General features: G+C 33.3%; 20 protein-coding genes and 3 tRNA genes. 6 read left to right on the top strand and 17 right to left on the bottom strand.

The genetic code is table 11. The features are described from left to right. Positions 1-64 precede the first annotated feature (64 nt). Together ACM55H_RS15930 and ACM55H_RS15925 are read right to left on the bottom strand one after the other, a co-directional pair. Positions 65-673: an N-acetylmuramoyl-L-alanine amidase family protein gene (locus ACM55H_RS15930; protein WP_416837456.1), complete on the bottom strand. Its 609-nt coding sequence runs from the start codon at positions 671-673 to the stop codon at positions 65-67. A gap of 75 nt (positions 674-748) precedes the next feature. Beyond that, entirely contained in the window at positions 749-2,194 is a 1,446-nt protein-coding gene (locus tag ACM55H_RS15925; RefSeq protein WP_416837455.1) for a S41 family peptidase, read from the bottom strand. A gap of 124 nt (positions 2,195-2,318) precedes the next feature. On the opposite strand from ACM55H_RS15925, the gene ACM55H_RS15920 reads away from it, so the two are divergent. The 4 genes from ACM55H_RS15920 to ACM55H_RS15905 are packed head-to-tail and all read left to right on the top strand — an operon-like array spanning position 2,319 to position 4,365. Continuing rightward, the gene (locus tag ACM55H_RS15920; RefSeq protein ID WP_416837454.1) at positions 2,319-2,828 is read left to right on the top strand and encodes an RNA polymerase sigma factor; all 510 of its coding nucleotides are present in this window, start codon (positions 2,319-2,321) and stop codon (positions 2,826-2,828) included. After that, complete coding sequence (locus ACM55H_RS15915) at positions 2,815-3,288, top strand: hypothetical protein (protein WP_416837453.1); 474 nt, start codon at positions 2,815-2,817, stop codon at positions 3,286-3,288. The genes ACM55H_RS15920 and ACM55H_RS15915 overlap by 14 nt, the downstream gene beginning before the upstream one ends. A gap of 14 nt (positions 3,289-3,302) precedes the next feature. After that, positions 3,303-3,830, top strand: a complete 528-nt coding sequence (locus ACM55H_RS15910) for a DUF4252 domain-containing protein (RefSeq protein WP_416837452.1) — start codon at positions 3,303-3,305, stop codon at positions 3,828-3,830. A 1-nt stretch (position 3,831) separates the two neighbouring features. Next, entirely contained in the window at positions 3,832-4,365 is a 534-nt protein-coding gene (locus ACM55H_RS15905) for a DUF4252 domain-containing protein (protein ID WP_416837451.1), read from the top strand. Between the two features lie 78 nt (positions 4,366-4,443). On the opposite strand, the gene ACM55H_RS15900 is transcribed toward ACM55H_RS15905, so the two are convergent. From ACM55H_RS15900 to ACM55H_RS15865, 8 genes are all read right to left on the bottom strand, one after another. Continuing rightward, complete coding sequence (locus tag ACM55H_RS15900) at positions 4,444-4,950, bottom strand: tetratricopeptide repeat protein (RefSeq protein ID WP_416837450.1); 507 nt, start codon at positions 4,948-4,950, stop codon at positions 4,444-4,446. 363 nt (positions 4,951-5,313) lie between these two features. Beyond that, positions 5,314-6,036 carry a superoxide dismutase gene (locus ACM55H_RS15895; protein ID WP_416837449.1) on the bottom strand — a complete coding sequence of 241 codons (723 nt, stop codon included), beginning with the start codon at positions 6,034-6,036 and terminating at the stop codon, positions 5,314-5,316. Then, positions 6,033-7,199, bottom strand: coding sequence for a chromate transporter (locus ACM55H_RS15890; protein ID WP_416837448.1), 1,167 nt, complete (start codon positions 7,197-7,199; stop codon positions 6,033-6,035). The genes ACM55H_RS15895 and ACM55H_RS15890 overlap by 4 nt, the downstream gene beginning before the upstream one ends. Before the next feature lie 14 nt (positions 7,200-7,213). Next, positions 7,214-7,714 (bottom strand): hypothetical protein, encoded by a 501-nt coding sequence (locus tag ACM55H_RS15885; RefSeq protein WP_416837447.1) that lies wholly within the window; start codon positions 7,712-7,714, stop codon positions 7,214-7,216. A gap of 55 nt (positions 7,715-7,769) precedes the next feature. Beyond that, entirely contained in the window at positions 7,770-8,639 is an 870-nt protein-coding gene (locus ACM55H_RS15880) for a chromate resistance protein ChrB domain-containing protein (protein WP_416837446.1), read from the bottom strand. A 312-nt stretch (positions 8,640-8,951) separates the two neighbouring features. Next, positions 8,952-9,034, bottom strand: a tRNA-Leu gene (locus ACM55H_RS15875). A 43-nt stretch (positions 9,035-9,077) separates the two neighbouring features. Continuing rightward, a tRNA-Lys gene (locus ACM55H_RS15870) sits at positions 9,078-9,150 on the bottom strand. A 38-nt stretch (positions 9,151-9,188) separates the two neighbouring features. Next, positions 9,189-9,261: transfer RNA gene (locus ACM55H_RS15865), tRNA-Lys, on the bottom strand. 127 nt (positions 9,262-9,388) lie between these two features. On the opposite strand from ACM55H_RS15865, the gene ACM55H_RS15860 reads away from it, so the two are divergent. Further along, a complete protein-coding gene (locus tag ACM55H_RS15860; RefSeq protein ID WP_416837445.1) occupies positions 9,389-9,907 on the top strand; it encodes a shikimate kinase in 519 nt (172 codons plus the stop codon). On the opposite strand, the gene ACM55H_RS15855 is transcribed toward ACM55H_RS15860, so the two are convergent. After that, positions 9,899-10,399 carry a phosphoribosyltransferase family protein gene (locus ACM55H_RS15855; RefSeq protein ID WP_416837444.1) on the bottom strand — a complete coding sequence of 167 codons (501 nt, stop codon included), beginning with the start codon at positions 10,397-10,399 and terminating at the stop codon, positions 9,899-9,901. The genes ACM55H_RS15860 and ACM55H_RS15855 overlap by 9 nt on opposite strands. A gap of 32 nt (positions 10,400-10,431) precedes the next feature. After that, the gene (locus tag ACM55H_RS15850) at positions 10,432-10,821 is read right to left on the bottom strand and encodes an RNA-binding S4 domain-containing protein (RefSeq protein ID WP_416837443.1); all 390 of its coding nucleotides are present in this window, start codon (positions 10,819-10,821) and stop codon (positions 10,432-10,434) included. A 78-nt stretch (positions 10,822-10,899) separates the two neighbouring features. Between ACM55H_RS15850 and ACM55H_RS15845 the strand changes: the two genes are divergently transcribed. Next, on the top strand, positions 10,900-11,880 hold the full coding sequence (locus ACM55H_RS15845; protein WP_416837442.1) for an FKBP-type peptidyl-prolyl cis-trans isomerase: 981 nt from the start codon (positions 10,900-10,902) through the stop codon (positions 11,878-11,880). A 115-nt stretch (positions 11,881-11,995) separates the two neighbouring features. On the opposite strand, the gene ACM55H_RS15840 is transcribed toward ACM55H_RS15845, so the two are convergent. The 5 genes from ACM55H_RS15840 to ACM55H_RS15820 form a co-directional block, all read right to left on the bottom strand. After that, positions 11,996-12,949: a transketolase family protein gene (locus ACM55H_RS15840; RefSeq protein WP_416837441.1), complete on the bottom strand. Its 954-nt coding sequence runs from the start codon at positions 12,947-12,949 to the stop codon at positions 11,996-11,998. 55 nt (positions 12,950-13,004) lie between these two features. Then, positions 13,005-13,859 carry a transketolase gene (locus ACM55H_RS15835; RefSeq protein WP_416837440.1) on the bottom strand — a complete coding sequence of 285 codons (855 nt, stop codon included), beginning with the start codon at positions 13,857-13,859 and terminating at the stop codon, positions 13,005-13,007. Between the two features lie 212 nt (positions 13,860-14,071). Continuing rightward, on the bottom strand, positions 14,072-14,641 hold the full coding sequence (locus ACM55H_RS15830; RefSeq protein WP_416837439.1) for a YciE/YciF ferroxidase family protein: 570 nt from the start codon (positions 14,639-14,641) through the stop codon (positions 14,072-14,074). Positions 14,642-14,821: 180 nt separating this feature from the next. Next, positions 14,822-15,142, bottom strand: a complete 321-nt coding sequence (locus tag ACM55H_RS15825; protein WP_416837438.1) for a rhodanese-like domain-containing protein — start codon at positions 15,140-15,142, stop codon at positions 14,822-14,824. Positions 15,143-15,144: 2 nt separating this feature from the next. Further along, entirely contained in the window at positions 15,145-15,429 is a 285-nt protein-coding gene (locus ACM55H_RS15820) for a rhodanese-like domain-containing protein (RefSeq protein WP_416837437.1), read from the bottom strand. Positions 15,430-15,431: the final 2 nt, after the last annotated feature.

Below are 15,431 nucleotides of genomic sequence, written 5' to 3'. Positions count from 1 at the left end.
ATAAATATTTTAGTTTTAGTACTTAAAACCCGTTCCTTACTTTGGAACGGGTTTTTTGTTTTTATTATTTCATTTCCGAAATAAATTCTGAAATGGATTTAGCAATTTTGTTTTGCTCTTTATCGTCAATCAGGTATTTTTTGTCATTTTCATTGGTTAAATAACCAAGTTCAACAATTACTGCCGGTACATCCGATCTTTTAAGAATATAGAAAGGCCCATTTTTTATGCCTGATATTTTCAAATTTGTATCCTTTGAAAATTTGTCTTGAAGTTTTCCGGCAATTTCATTTGATTTTTCAAAAAACTCAGTTTCTTTAGCGACATAAAATTCTAAACCGGATGTTTTATTATTTAAGCTTGAATTTACATGTAGAGATAAAACTAAATCAGGTTTGATTTTATTAATAAAATCAGTTCTTTCTTCATAGGATAAAAATGTATCATCTGATCTTGTAAGATGAATCACAACATTGCTATTTAAAGACTTAATTTTGTTAGTGACTTGTTCTACAATTTGCTTTTCAGTAATGGAATTAGAGATGACTCCAAAATCATTCCCACCGTGACTGGCATCAATAACTATATTTATTTTTTTTGGCTCTAATGGTTTTGAGCTTATAAATGAAAAAGAAATAATTATTATTAAAAATACTTTTTTTAAGTTTTTCATTTAGTTCTTTTTTAGGATGTTAAGTGCTAAATGTAAACTTAAAAAAAGTATTTTTATTATGGAGGAGTTTTAAATTTATTTTAAAGCTTTCAAAAGACCTTCGGGTGCTTTCTCAAGATACATTTGGTTTTGCAACCCATCTATAGATTTTGAATCTTTAAAATATTCAAAACTTTTCTCTGGATTTTGTTTCATCATTCTAGCTGTTCCGGTAATTTTACCAATAGCAGTGCTCAATAAAGGTTCTGCAGTGTCACCAAGAACGCCATAAGTGCTAATTGTTTCTTTTAATAAATAATCAGGTTGTAATCCATTGAAATAATCTCCAAAACCGGTTGAATTCACAATTTTTAATACAATCGGCTGCATAGCATACCTGTGATTCGGGTTTCTGTTTTCTGTGCCAAAAGTAGGTGAATCATATAGCGTAACTGATCCAACATTTTTCCCGGTTGTGATATCCCCAATTTGTACAACAGTAATGTGAGGTTTCAATCCGTTTATCACCAATTCACTGGCTGATGCAGTACTCTTGGTCGTTAGGATATAAATTTTGGTCATATTTAAACTGTTGATAGCTGTAGTTCCAATTTTGTCCGTAAAGCTATTGATTAAAGCTGTTGGGTTTTCAGCTTCGAAATAAGCATTAATTTTAGCATTCCATTGTTGCTTAGCAAAGACTTGTCCCGTAAATTGCCCCGTTATCATACTAGCTAATCGTGTAGCTGTTTGAACAGAACCACCGCCATTGTAGCGTAAATCTAAAACCAAGTCAGTAATTCCTTGAGATTTTAGAGTAGCAAAAGCATCATTTAATTGTGTGTCATAATTAGCATAAAAGCCGTTGTACATTAAATATCCTATTTTATGAGAGCCAGAGGTTATAACTTTATTGATTAAAATTGGATTTTCCGATAAAACGGTTTTTGTCAATGCCACTGATTTTCCATTGGCAACAATTGTCGTTCCATTGTAGTCCGCCATATTTAATGTGTAACTATCAGCGGCTAATAGCGATTGATAGTTACTGATGGTAAGTTGAGTTCCATTCACGGCAGTGAATAAATCACCACGCTTGATTGCCTTAGTTGATGCATCTGAATTTGCAATAACATAACGTACATAGCCAAATATCTCGGTAGTACTTCCTGGCTTATAACTTAAACCAAAATCAACTCCGTCATTTTTAGTTGTCCCTTGAAGCGCTCCTTCCAGTTCTAAATAATCGCTTACAATCCAGCTGAATCGATCAATAGTTTTGTCTACTCTTAAGGCATTGAATAAATCTTCAGGAACAGGATACCCTTTCAAAAAAGTATTTAATTCTGCTTGGGTTGGAAATCGATCATCGGCTAAGTTAGGGACATCCGCTTGCCATAAATAGTATTGATTTAAGCCTTTCCAGATGAAATCCTGAATATCTAAGTTTACTGGTGCGGCAACATCGTCATTATCTTGACAAGACTGGAAAGTAAAAATGCTTATGAATAATAAAAGCGTAAGTAGGAATGTTTTTTTCATGTTGTGGGGGCGATATCTTTTATAAACGTAAAAATAGTAACTTTAGTTTTTATTTTATGTTTTTTTGTAACAAAAAGAAATGTGAATCGTCTTGATTCTATAACCACTTTATTAAATACTCTTTATGAACCAAAATGAGTTTGTGCAGCTAATCTCACCATTCAAGGACAAAGTCTTTCGACTGGCAAAGCGATTGCTCATAAGCACTGAAGAAGCTGAAGATGCCACTCAGGAAGTTTGGGTTAAATTATGGAATAAAAATAAAAGTTTAGATGGCTTCATTAGTATAGAAGCTTTTGCGATGACAATGACAAAAAATTATTGTTTGGATCAATTGAAATCGAAAAGAGCAGGAAATATTAAATTAGTCCATAATAATTTTTCGGATGGTCAGCCAAGTTTGGATAAAAAAGTAGAAGATATTGACAGTCTGAATTGGGTTGAAAGAATAATAAACCAATTGCCTGAACAACAACGATTATTAATACAAATGAGGGACATTGAACAATATGAGTTTGCAGCAATTGCGGAAATAGTAAACATGAATGAAACTGCTATTCGCGTAGCGCTTTCAAGAGCAAGGAAAACGATAAGAGAAAGCATGACAAAAACGCACAGCTATGGAATTAAATAAAATAGAAATACTTTTAGAAAAATACTTTCAGGGAGAAACCAGTATTGCCGAAGAAAATGAATTACGTAATTATTTTTCTTCGCCGGATGTTGCGCAGCATCTAGAACAATACAAACCTATGTTTGGTTATTTCTCTCTCCCAAAAGAGCAAATGTTAAAGCAAGAAACGCCATTACTCTCGATTCCGAAGTTTCGGGACGGGGATAAAAAACGGTATATAGCGTGGTTGTCTATTGCGGCTTCGGTAGTTGTTTTGCTGGGAATTGGGACGTACATGTTTTATAATTATGATACTGTAAATAAAAAAGAAGATCTGGGAACGTATGATGATCCTGAGGTTGCTCTTAGAGAAACTCAAAAAGCATTAGCATTATTATCGAATCATGTAAACGTTGGCATAGAAAGTGTATATTACATTAATGAATACCAAGAATCAAAAGAATTAATTTTTAAACAATAATAAATAGATAAAAAATGAAAAAGTTTATAATAACGTTAGTAGTAGTTTTAGTTTCAACTCCATTTTTTGCTCAAGCAGCTTTCGATAAATTCGACGGGCAAGATGATGTAACCTCAATCATTGTCAACAAAAAAATGTTTGATTTAATGAGTAAGGTAAAAGTCGATACTTCGGATAAGGAGACACAACAATACCTTAATTTGATAAAAAAATTAGATAACCTAAAAGTTTTTACCACTAAAAGTACTAGAGTGGAAGGCGAGATGAAAGTTGCGGCTGACAGATATATAAAATCAGCGGGTCTGGAAGAGTTAATGCGTGTCAACGATAGCGGAAAGAACATAAAAATTCTAGTAAAATCAGGTGCGAAAGATTCTCAAATAAGAGAGTTGCTAATGTTTATCGAAGGTGCTAAAAATGATGATACGGTTTTAATGTCATTAACAGGTGATTTTGATTTAAGTGAAATTTCGGTACTTACTGACAAAATGCGAATTCCTGGTGGAGATGATTTGAAAAAAGCAACTAAAGGTAGAAAGTAAAATGAAACCTATTTATAGTATTGCGCTATTCTTTAGCTTGTTTCTGTTCAGTTGCAATCAAGAACCTACATTGCAGAAATACTTTGTAGAAAATACTGAAAACAAGAACTTTTTGGCATTAGATATTTCTCCGGGTATATTGAATGTAGATCAGACGAAATTGTCATCGGAACAAAAAACAGCACTGCAATCTTTTGATAAGATGAATGTTCTGGCCTTTAAACTCAATGATAAAAACAAAGCGCAATTTGAAGTGGAGCGTGCTAAAGTAAGCCTGATTCTGAAAGATAAAAAATACCAGCAGCTGATGAAATTTGGTTCTGGAAAAGAAGGAGCTTCAGTAAGCTATGTAGGTTCAGATGAGCATATCGAAGAGTTTGTTTTTTTTGCCAATAAAAAAGAAGCAGGTTTTGCAGTCATACGGGTTTTAGGCAAAGATATGAATCCCACAAATATCATGACTATGATGCAGGTCATTCAAAAATCAAATATTGATTTAGAACAACTCAAGCCTTTGCAACAATTAATGAAATAGTTATTTATATAAATTATAAAAGCGTCCTGATACTGTGTCAGGGCGCTTTTTTTATTTTTTTAATAAGCTTCGAAATTATTACTTACAAAACATTTTTTTGTTTTTTGTGGCACTTTGGCTTCCGTATTGAATGGCTTTGGAGAAATCAGCACAAGCATTCTTTTTGTCTTCAATATGAATGTAGGATAGTCCTCTAAGGTTGTAAGCGATGTAATCTTTTGGGTTTAAAACAATAGATTGGGTGCAATCTTCAATAGTACCTTTATAATTCTTTGATTTGTAATTAATATCAGCACGAGTAGTGTAAGCATCTCCTCTTTTTGGGTCAATGCTTATAGTTGTGTTGACATCAACTAAAGCTCCTTTTATATCGCCTATTTTTTGTTTTGAGAGTGCTCTGTTTAAGTATGCTTCTGCAAATAAGGGATCTCTTTTGATCGCTTTAGTATAATCATCTATTGATCCTTTGATATTTCCAGAGGCTGCTTTTTTTAATGCTTGATCAAAAAAATCATAAGCAATTGGGTCTTGACTCCATCCGACGAAAGAGCTTAATAATAATGTAATGAGGATTAGTTTTTTCATAAATAACTTAGGTTTGAAATTGGGGGTAAATTTTCAGGTAATTAACAGAACCTTTTTTATAAAGGTACAATTCTTTCAGCTATTCCATTAACGAATAGAATTGTAATTTATTTTGAATGACTGAAAGAAAATCAATTTTAGGCTAACTAATAGTTATTATTAATTTTTTGCCTCTTTAAAGGTTTTGGGGGCAGAAGCTTTAATTAGTTTTGTTTTTATAAAGTTTTGTTTTGAAAATAAAAATGCTTCAAAAATAATCAAGTAAGCTTGGATTATTTTGAAGCATTTTTTGTGTGTTATGAACACCTTGAAAAAATCAAACCTTTGTTTAAGGATTTGAAACTTTTGTGTGGAATATAAGTTTTATAATTTTTCAGCATCATTCAAACGTTGTGCTACATTATCCCAGTTGATAATATTGAATAAAGCATCCACAAAATCGGTTCGTTTGTTTTTATATTTTAAGTAGTAGGCATGTTCCCATACATCAATTACTAGAATAGGTATTGCTCCCCATTGAGTGAGTTTTTCGTGATTTTCACATTGTAAAACCACAAGGCTATCACTATAAGGTTGATATGCTAAAATTCCCCAACCGTTGCCATCAACATTTTTTGAAGTGGCAGCAATTAAAATTTTTAGTTTATCAAAACTGCCGAAGCTTTTTTCTATTCGCTTTAATAAATTGCCTTTGGGTAGGTTAGGTTTATTGGTAAGATTTGTCCAAAATATGGAATGCAGTATATGTGAGGAAAAATGATATGACAATTTTTTTGTCCAAAAATCAATGGTCTCCAAATTGTTTTCATCCAATACTTTTTTTATCATTTGCAAATCTTTATTGGCTCCTTTTACAGCTCCACCATGATGAAAAGTATAATGCAAATGCAAAGTTTCGGCATCCATGTAAGGTTCTAAAAAACTTTCACTATAGGGTAATGGCTGTTGGATATAATTGCCATTTGCATCAACCAGTTTGTCAATGGAATTGTCAGCTAAATTCTTAGCAAATGTATTGGTAGTAGGAAGAACTAATGCTGCAGCACCAAATAAAGTACTCGATTTTAAAAAATCTTTTCTGTTCATACTATTAATTTTATAATGATTCCCACAACTGCTGCAACAACAATAATATAGGGTTCTTGAATTTTTTTAATATAAAGTAAAGCAAAAATTGTTGTAATAGCTATTAACGCTGTTGGAACATCCAAAATACTTCTGGATGCAATTACGCCAACGGCTCCTACTAATGCACCAACAACTGTCGCTGTAATACCGTCCACAAAGGCTTTGATTGATTTATTTTGTGCTATTTTCTTAAAGGATGGGGCCAAAGCAATCGTAAATAAATAGCATGGCAAAAATGTTGCTAAAGCTGCAATTAAAGCTCCGGGAAAGCCTGCAACTAAATAGCCTATAAAACCAACTGTGATAACAACTGGACCAGGAGTAATCATGGCAACAGCTACTGCATCTACAAATTGTTGTTCAGATAACCATTGGTTTTCTATTACAACTCCTGAGTGTAAAAATGGTACAATTGCTAATCCACTACCAAATACAAATGCTCCAGCTTCCGCAAAAAAGATGGCAATTTTCATAAGAGTGGTGTTTTCATAGTTCCAAAAGCCTATTTGTAATAGAACAATAGAATTGACAGTTTTACTATTAAACCATTTTGGAGGAGCTTTGACAAACATATATAAAAGCCCTGCAAATACAAATAACAAAACTTGTTCCTGCTGCGTTACTAATGTTATAATTACAGCAACAATAAAAAACAACCACAGTAACCAATTCGTTTTAAAAGACACTAAATTGAATTTACCTATAAACTTTAGCGTCAGCTTGTAAGAACTCATTACAATAATGCCTATGACAGCTGCACCTACGCCATAAAAAACAGCTTGTATCCAAGATAATCCTCCGTATAACTGATAGACTATTCCTAATAACGCTACCATTATAAAAGAAGGTAAAACAAAGGCGAATCCTATCAAAGTTGCTCCTAAAAAACTGTAATGTACAAATCCAAGGTAAATCCCTAATTGTGCCGCTAATGGACCGGGCGCTAATTGCGCTAAAGCTAAACCTTCCTTATATTCTTCTTCTGAAATCCATTTTCTGTCTTCGACTAAATCCCTGTGCATATAACCAACTAATGCTACAGGACCACCAAAACCAATTGTCCCTAATTTTAGAAAATAAAATGCTAAATCCTTTAAAGTGTATATTGGGTTCTCTTTCATAATTTAAAATGATTTTAAAATGCGATGCCAAATTGGAAACCTATAGCAAATGTTGTTGGATGCTCATTGCCAAACCTCACAGGCAAGGGAATGGCAACATAATAACTGCTGTTGGCATTTTTTATTACAGTTTTGTTGAATACCGGAGTTATGCCATACCTACCATTAGTTTCAAATGCGGCTCTCCCTGCAAATGTGTATCCGTTTCCTAGTGCTACTAATATGCCAGGATGGAATAACAAACTATTCATTTTACTCGTCCCATCTTCTGCTTTTATAGTAGGAACTATTTCAAAAGAGAATCCAATTTTTGGGCTTTTCCAAATATTTATTCCTGTTGGAAATCCAATGACATAATAATCTCTAAAGTTTAAAGTAGTTTCATCTTTACTGAAAGTTGCTATAGGATGAACCACACCAAAATAACCCGTTATTTTTGGATAAGTCGTCTGAGAAAAAACAGAGGTATTTAATGCCAACAAAGCAAAAAGAATTGCATATCTAATTTGTATCATATCGTTTTTATTTATGTAACAAAACTAATGATGCTAAAGATGTATAAATAGTATGCTATTTACCTTTTGTATCTGGATTACTTTTTTGAGAATTTTTTCGGTAGGAAGAAGGGTTTTTTCCTGTACTCTGTTTGAATATTCTCGTAAAATGACTTTGATCTGAAAAGCCAGTCATATAGGCTATTTCGGTAAGGGTATAGGTGGAATTTTGGATAAGGGTAATTGCTTTTTCAATTCGTAATTTTCTAACGTAATCTCCAAAATTGAGGTCTTCAAAATATTTGGAAAACTCTCTTGATAAATAGGAAGAGTTAAGTTCTAAGTCATTAGAAATTTTTTTCAGGTCAAAAGTAAATTGACTGTCTATTTGATCCTGAATAATTGCTTTTAAATCTTTGACCCAAACAGGTGTTTTCTTAGTACTTGTTTTCTTCTCTTTTAAAAATTTATTATACACTTCATGTAGCATATTTTCAAAAGGACTATTTTGCAAATGATTTTGTTTATGTAAATGAGTTGCCCAACTGTATAGCGCATCATAAATAACCATTCCTGTTTCTAATAACTTATAGTCATCCGTAATGTTATAGGAAAGTCCCGCTGAAATTGCCCAAAGGCCTGCTGACTCTTTTGCGATATCGTGTCTGTCTGTGTCTGCACCACGAACAATATCAGCCATAATTAAAATAGCAGGGTCTTTAATTTTATATTTTTTTACAATGTAATCAAAGGTACTTTGCTCTTTGTAATGTGTAAATTCTACATTAGGAATATCAAATGGAATGGCATCTAGTTTTTTTGCTTTATCCAAAACCTCGCTGAACGGGACATAAATAAATTCAGCCTCTTTGTCTACAAAAATTTTTATTAACCAAGGACTGGCTATTCTGTCAATTTTAGGTCGCTCTCTGGTTATCCATTTCATTTAAAACTCTATTTGGAAATATATCAGTTAATTTTAAGGTCTAATTGTAAAAGCTTCCATTTATGGACATTGAAGATTTAGAAATTAGGGCTAAGTTACATTTTTATGAATAATGAAAATGCTCCATTTACTATAATAGTTGCATTTTTGTAACTCATTTAAATATGGTACACTAATAGTATCAATGTCAAATTTTACAATTGGACATATTAAAATATATAAATATCTTTATGTTATTTACAATAAATAATATAAGTTGAAATAATAAAAAGCCTGTAAAAACAATGCTTTACAGGCTTTTTAATTTTAAAGTGACCACGGTGGGATTTGAACCCACACGCCCTTGCGAGCACCAGCCCCTCAAGCTGGCAAGTCTACCGTTTCTCCACGTGGCCTTAAAAAAGAAAAGGTCAAGTAATAAATTACTTAACCTTTTTGTGACCCGACTGGGGCTCGAACCCAGGACCCCATCATTAAAAGTGATGTGCTCTACCAACTGAGCTATCGAGTCAATGCTTCAAGGAAATTATGTGTTGATCACTAAAATTGTGACCCGACTGGGGCTCGAACCCAGGACCCCATCATTAAAAGTGATGTGCTCTACCAACTGAGCTATCGAGTCATATTCTTTCCTTGAATGCGGGTGCAAATATAAGAACTTATTTTGGAGTTTTGCAAGCAATTTTATTATAAATTTGTCTTTTTTTAACAAAATCACACAACACCTTAATTTGTAAGGTTTTATTCAAATGAGAAAAATTGTATTATTGGGTTATATGGGGTGTGGGAAGTCCACAATTGCGAATAAGCTGTCAAAAATTATCGAAATTCCTTTCGTGGATTTAGATAAAAAGATCGAAGAAAAAATAAATTTGTCAATAAATGCGATTTTTGAAAAGCATGGAGAAATTTATTTTAGAAAGTTGGAACACGAAGTTTTTGTCGAATTATTAAATTCGCCTGATAACTTAATTATAGGTTTAGGCGGAGGGACGCCTTGTTATGCAAATAATCATGAATTACTAAAAAGCGATAATGTGACATCTGTCTATCTCAAAGCTTCAATAGAGACTTTGTTTAATAGATTGAATCATAATAAAAGCAAACGTCCTCTTATAGCTGATAAAAGCGAGGACGAAATGAAAGAGTTTATCGCGAAACATCTATTCGATAGAAGTTTTTATTACAATCAAGCGCAATATAAGGTAATTGTTGATGATAAAACAGTCGAAGAGACTGTTATGGATATTGTTGAAGTTTTAGCTTAAATAAGCGTAATTATCCCCGTTCTCATCAAAAACAACTTGTACGTGTTCTAGTAGAGAGGTTGAAAGCGAGATACCTTTAAAATCAGCTTTTACAGGATACTTCTTGTGGTTCCTATCTACTAGGACTGCTGTTTTGAATTTTTTCAAAGGAACATCGATAAAATGTTTCACAGCATAGATTAGTGTGGTGCCTGAATTTAAAACATCGTCAACAAGAACTAATCCTTTATTGGCATATTGTTCTTTTGATAAGGAAGTGTGAATTGGTAATTCAGGATTCTGTTTGTTGATTTGCACTTCGCAAAGTGAAACTTTAAGGGGAGAAATGGTTTCAAGCACAAGCGCTATTTTTTTTGCAAAAGTAAAACCATTAGTTGCAATTCCGGCAATGACAATTTCTTCTTCATCTACAAAGGTTTCATAGATTTGGTAAGCAATTCTTTTTATTTTATGCTCAATTTCCTGATTTGTTAAGATGATATTTTTGCTCATTGTTTTAGTTTTAAAATTTTAGAATGGGTATTTTAATCTGCATCTTCCTCGTTCACGATTTCATTGCCAAATTCGTCAATGTCTCTTCGGTCTTTTTTGGTAGGTCTTCCTGTTCCGTTTTTTCTATAATGCTCTTTGGATAATTTCAACAGTTCTAAATGTTGATAGGCTTCGGCAGGAGTATCGTTTCTTCTGTAGATATCTACCAATTTAGCCCCGATACGATTTTCGGGAATGTCCAGAACAGTTATGATTTGGGTGATTTGGTCCTTCCGGAATGTGATTTTATCAGTAGGAAAAACCTCCTTTGAAGGCTTGGCAACCTGACCATTTACGGTAACATGATTTTTTTTACAAGCTTCAGTTACCATGTTTCTCGTTTTATAGTATCGTACGCACCATAAATATTTGTCTATTCTCATAAATTTTCTAAAATCGGAGTTAAATAGTTTACAAAAATAAATCAATATTGTATCTTGCGCACTTAAAAATTAGCTATAATGAACAAATTTAAGTATTATTTTATTTTATTAATTACAACAATCTCTTTATTTTCATGTTCGAAGAATGATACCGCTACAGTTGAGCCACTTAGAGATTATGCAGTGCAATATGCCACTGATAATACTGACATTGAAGAATATTTAAAAACAAATTATATAACCGTTATAAATCATCCCGGATTTACAGACGATCAAGATATCACTATTACAAAGATACCAACTGGAGGAACTCAAAAATCAATTTTTGATCAAACAGATTACGAGCTTAAAACCAGAAATGTAAGTTTACATGATGTTACCTATAAAATGTATTATTTGGTTTTAAGAACAGGGACAGGAACAGCTCCTTGTAATGTGGATGGGGTTTTAACAGCTTATAAAGGAGAATATTTAGAACGTATCACTACATCAGGAGTGGCAACACTAACTTCAACGCCATTTGAAGAAGTCAAATATCCTCAAACTTTTTTGAGTTTATTTAGTACTATTACTGGATGGGGAGAAATATTTCCACAATTTAAATCAGGTACTTATACCTCAAATGCTGATGGAACTGTAACGCACAATGATTTTGGTGCCGGAGTTATGTTTATACCTTCAGGATTGGCATATTATGCTTCAGGAAGCGGCATTATTCCTGCTTATGCTCCTTTAGTGTTTAGTTTTAAATTGTTTGAAATTAACAGATTAGATCAGGATTTAGATGGTGTTCCATCTTATTTAGAAGATTTAAACGGTGATGGATATATGCATGACTTTAGGAGTACTATTAGCTATCCTACAACTCCTACAGTAAATCTCGATGATACTGATGGAGATGGAATTCCTAATTTTATAGATGTAGATGATGATGGCGATAATTACACCACTAAACTGGAAATTAAAAATCCGGATACTGGATTGCCTTATCCATTTGCAGAGATTCCAAGTTGTACTTCAGGGAAGAAAAATTATTTAGATGCCACTTGTCATCCATAAATTATAAAATATCTAAAATAAGTTGAGATAAAAAACAACTTATTTTAGAATTAGTTTAAACAAAAAATCCCGTTACAAATTATTGTAACGGGATTTTTTATTTCAAAAGGAATTATTATTTTCTTTTAATAACTCTTTCTACAGCTTCAACAATAGCTTGATTGTTCAATTTGTATTTTTCCATTAATTGCTCTGGTGTTCCAGATTCTCCAAAGCTGTCATTTACTGCAACAAACTCTTGTGGAGCAGGATTGTTTAATGCTAGTACTCTTGAAACGCTTTCGCCAAGACCGCCAAGGATATTGTGCTCTTCAGCAGTAACGATACATTTTGTTTTTGCCAATGATTTCAAAATCGCTTCTTCATCCAAAGGTTTAATTGTATGAATGTTGATTACTTCAGCAGAAATACCTTTTGCTTCCAAAGCTTCAGCAGCAATAAGTGCTTCCCAAACTAAATGTCCTGTTGCAACAATAGTTACATCAGTACCTTCGTTTAAAAGAATTGCTTTTCCAATTACGAAAGGCTCGTCAGCTGGCATAAAATTAGGGACAACCGGACGACCAAAACGCAAGTAAGCAGGGCCATGATGATCAGCCAAAGCTAATGTAGCAGCTTTAGTTTGATTGTAATCACAAGTGTTGATTACGGTCATTCCCGGTAACATTTTCATTAATCCTATGTCTTCAAGGATTTGGTGTGTTGCACCATCTTCACCTAAAGTTAATCCTGCATGTGAAGCACAGATTTTAACGTTTTTCTCAGAATAAGCAACTGATTGCCGAATTTGATCGTAAACTCTTCCTGTAGAAAAGTTAGCGAAAGTTCCTGTGAAAGGAATTTTTCCTCCAATAGTTAAACCCGCTGCAATTCCAATCATGTTTGCTTCAGCAATTCCAATTTGGAAAAAACGCTCTGGGTGATTTTTCTTGAAATCGTCAAATTTTAGTGAACCAATTAAATCAGCACAAAGTGCCACAACATTTTCATTGGTTTGACCTAATTGGGTCATTCCCGCTCCAAAACCCGAACGAGTATCTTTACTTCCTGTATTTGTATATTTTTTCATTTTCTAATTTAGATTTTTGGCAGTATTCTACTGAACACTAATTTCTGAACACTTCCTAGTAGTCTGAATTACCTCCAGTATTATAATTTTGTCCTAAAGCATTGTCAAGTTGAGCATCATTTGGTGCTTTACCATGCCAAGCATGACTGTACATCATATAATCTACTCCGTTACCCATTTCAGTATGCAACAATACACAAACTGGTTTTCCTTTTCCAGTTCTTGATTTAGCATCATTCATTCCAGCAATAATAGCTTCAATGTCGTTTCCTTTTTCAATTTCCAAAACATCCCAATCAAAAGCTTCAAATTTAGCGCGGATACTTCCCATTGCTAAAACTTCGTCAGTTGTACCATCAATTTGTTTTCCGTTTAAATCGATTGTAGCGATAAGATTGTCTACTTTTTTAGCAGAAGCATACATGATTGCTTCCCAGTTTTGACCTTCTTGTAATTCACCATCACCGTGAAGCGTGTAAATAATATGGTTGTCACCATTTAATTTTTTTGCTTGTGCAGCACCAATTCCTACAGATAATCCTTGTCCAAGAGAACCTGATGCAATACGTACTCCAGGTAAACTGTCATGAGTAGTTGGGTGTCCTTGTAATCTTGAATTGATCAAACGGAAAGTTGCTAGTTCCGATACTGGAAAATAACCACTTCTCGCTAAAACGCTATAAAATACAGGAGAAATATGCCCGTTTGAAAGGAAGAAAAGATCTTCTCCAATTCCGTTCATATCAAATCCTTCTTTGCGTTCCATCAAGTTTTGGTACAAGGTTACAAGAAATTCAGTACAACCTAGAGAACCTCCTGGGTGACCTGAGTTTACAGCGTGAACCATTCGAAGAATATCTCTTCTGACTTGGATAGTTAAATCGTTTAATTGTTGTGTGTTAGGCTTCATTTTGTGTGTAAAAGTTAAACTGCTGCAAATGTAATTTTTATTTAGGGTTACAGCAAACGTTTTTTTGAATATTTAATGAACTGTAGATTACAGTTTGTGATTATCGGAATTAATAATTTAGAAGCCAATAATTCATAAAAAAGCCCGCATAAGCAGGCTTTATATCAATTATAGAACAGTAAGAAATTACTGTTCTATAATTAAATTACATTCTAAGTATTTGTAATTGCATCTGCTTTAAAAGCTTGTCTGTTGACAGCAGATAATGCAATTCCGGTTAAGGCAGCGTCAGTTTTTTTCTCTTCATTAAGATTCATAGCGAGTAATTCTGCAGCTTTATTTTCGCCTAGCGTTTTTGCAAAAGCATGTAAAGTGCCATAGGTTGCAATTTCATAATGTTTTACCTTTTGATCCGCAGCAATAAGCCCAGCATCACGTACCATGCCAATATCGGTTTCTCTGATAAGTCCATTGGTCTCTTTCAATATACCCTGCATGGCATCACATTTTTTTGCTGTAGGTGCAATACCTGTTACTTCAAATATTTTTTCCAGACGGGAAACGTGTTCTTGTGTTTCACTTAACTGGTTTTTTAATGAGTTAACTAATTCTGGCGATGAAGCATTTTTTACCATTTTTGGCAACGTTTTTGTCAATACTTTTTCAGCCCAATAAATGTCTTTCAATCCAACTTCAAATAAATCTCTCAATCCATGTGCCGCATTTGATTTTGCTTGAACAGCTCCTTTAAAAGGTTCGTTTTTACTACTTTCAGGTCTCATAATAGTTGTTTTTTTAAGATTAATTGTTGTAAGTATTAAAATTTGTTGTTGGTGTATTACAAACTCATTACTTACTATTTTTAATAGTATAAAATTAAACAAACTAGAATCGAATCAATTGTTAATTAACTAATTGTAAATACGAATAGTATGATTTTTTCCAAAATTTAACGTACTGCTTTAACTACTTATTTTATTTTGAAGACTACTCCAACCGCCACCATTGTACACTTTAGTAAATCCATTTGATTTCAAAATACTTTTTGCCGAAGCACTTCGCATTCCTGAAGCACAACAAGTGATTATGGGTTGGTTTTTGTCTTTGAGTTTAGAAAGATTGTTACTTAGAGTATCAACCGGAATATTTAGGGAACCTTTTATGTGTCCTCCTGCATATTCCTCTTTGCTTCGAACATCCAGAATAATAGCTCCTTGCTGTACTAAATCGGCATAATTTACTTTCGAACCAAATCCGAATAAATTTTTAAGTGCGTTTATCATTTTTATTTAATTTGTGATTGATAATAATTTACATCTAACCACGAACCGCCATTGTAGCATTCGATTCCATGTTCGGTCAGAAAAAGTTGTGCTTGTCCGCTTCTGTTTCCCGATGCACAACAAAGTACTAACGGTGTTTTAAGATTTCGTAATTCTTCTACTCTTTGCGGAATTTCATTCAGTGGAATATTAATCGAATCAGCTACATGACCACCCATAAATTCAGCATGGGAACGCACATCTATGATAGTTCCTTGTTTTGCTTTAATTATTTTTTCTAAGCTCATTT

The organism is Flavobacterium cryoconiti, from assembly GCF_048158645.1.
Lineage (GTDB): Bacteria > Bacteroidota > Bacteroidia > Flavobacteriales > Flavobacteriaceae > Flavobacterium > Flavobacterium cryoconiti.
Note: the sequence above shows the minus strand (reverse complement) of the source record. Positions and strands in the feature narration are given on the sequence as shown.

Excerpts from the sequence above, each read along its gene's own strand:
- ACM55H_RS15930 (WP_416837456.1), bottom strand. The coding sequence starts at position 673 with ATGAAAAACTTAAAAAAAGTATTTTTAATAATAATTATTTCTTTTTCA.
- ACM55H_RS15925 (WP_416837455.1), bottom strand. The coding sequence starts at position 2,194 with ATGAAAAAAACATTCCTACTTACGCTTTTATTATTCATAAGCATTTTT.
- ACM55H_RS15920 (WP_416837454.1), top strand. The coding sequence starts at position 2,319 with ATGAACCAAAATGAGTTTGTGCAGCTAATCTCACCATTCAAGGACAAA.
- ACM55H_RS15915 (WP_416837453.1), top strand. The coding sequence starts at position 2,815 with ATGGAATTAAATAAAATAGAAATACTTTTAGAAAAATACTTTCAGGGA.
- ACM55H_RS15910 (WP_416837452.1), top strand. The coding sequence starts at position 3,303 with ATGAAAAAGTTTATAATAACGTTAGTAGTAGTTTTAGTTTCAACTCCA.
- ACM55H_RS15905 (WP_416837451.1), top strand. The coding sequence starts at position 3,832 with ATGAAACCTATTTATAGTATTGCGCTATTCTTTAGCTTGTTTCTGTTC.
- ACM55H_RS15900 (WP_416837450.1), bottom strand. The coding sequence starts at position 4,950 with ATGAAAAAACTAATCCTCATTACATTATTATTAAGCTCTTTCGTCGGA.
- ACM55H_RS15895 (WP_416837449.1), bottom strand. The coding sequence starts at position 6,036 with ATGAACAGAAAAGATTTTTTAAAATCGAGTACTTTATTTGGTGCTGCA.
- ACM55H_RS15890 (WP_416837448.1), bottom strand. The coding sequence starts at position 7,199 with ATGAAAGAGAACCCAATATACACTTTAAAGGATTTAGCATTTTATTTT.
- ACM55H_RS15885 (WP_416837447.1), bottom strand. The coding sequence starts at position 7,714 with ATGATACAAATTAGATATGCAATTCTTTTTGCTTTGTTGGCATTAAAT.
- ACM55H_RS15880 (WP_416837446.1), bottom strand. The coding sequence starts at position 8,639 with ATGAAATGGATAACCAGAGAGCGACCTAAAATTGACAGAATAGCCAGT.
- ACM55H_RS15860 (WP_416837445.1), top strand. The coding sequence starts at position 9,389 with ATGAGAAAAATTGTATTATTGGGTTATATGGGGTGTGGGAAGTCCACA.
- ACM55H_RS15855 (WP_416837444.1), bottom strand. The coding sequence starts at position 10,399 with ATGAGCAAAAATATCATCTTAACAAATCAGGAAATTGAGCATAAAATA.
- ACM55H_RS15850 (WP_416837443.1), bottom strand. The coding sequence starts at position 10,821 with ATGAGAATAGACAAATATTTATGGTGCGTACGATACTATAAAACGAGA.
- ACM55H_RS15845 (WP_416837442.1), top strand. The coding sequence starts at position 10,900 with ATGAACAAATTTAAGTATTATTTTATTTTATTAATTACAACAATCTCT.
- ACM55H_RS15840 (WP_416837441.1), bottom strand. The coding sequence starts at position 12,949 with ATGAAAAAATATACAAATACAGGAAGTAAAGATACTCGTTCGGGTTTT.
- ACM55H_RS15835 (WP_416837440.1), bottom strand. The coding sequence starts at position 13,859 with ATGAAGCCTAACACACAACAATTAAACGATTTAACTATCCAAGTCAGA.
- ACM55H_RS15830 (WP_416837439.1), bottom strand. The coding sequence starts at position 14,641 with ATGAGACCTGAAAGTAGTAAAAACGAACCTTTTAAAGGAGCTGTTCAA.
- ACM55H_RS15825 (WP_416837438.1), bottom strand. The coding sequence starts at position 15,142 with ATGATAAACGCACTTAAAAATTTATTCGGATTTGGTTCGAAAGTAAAT.
- ACM55H_RS15820 (WP_416837437.1), bottom strand. The coding sequence starts at position 15,429 with ATGAGCTTAGAAAAAATAATTAAAGCAAAACAAGGAACTATCATAGAT.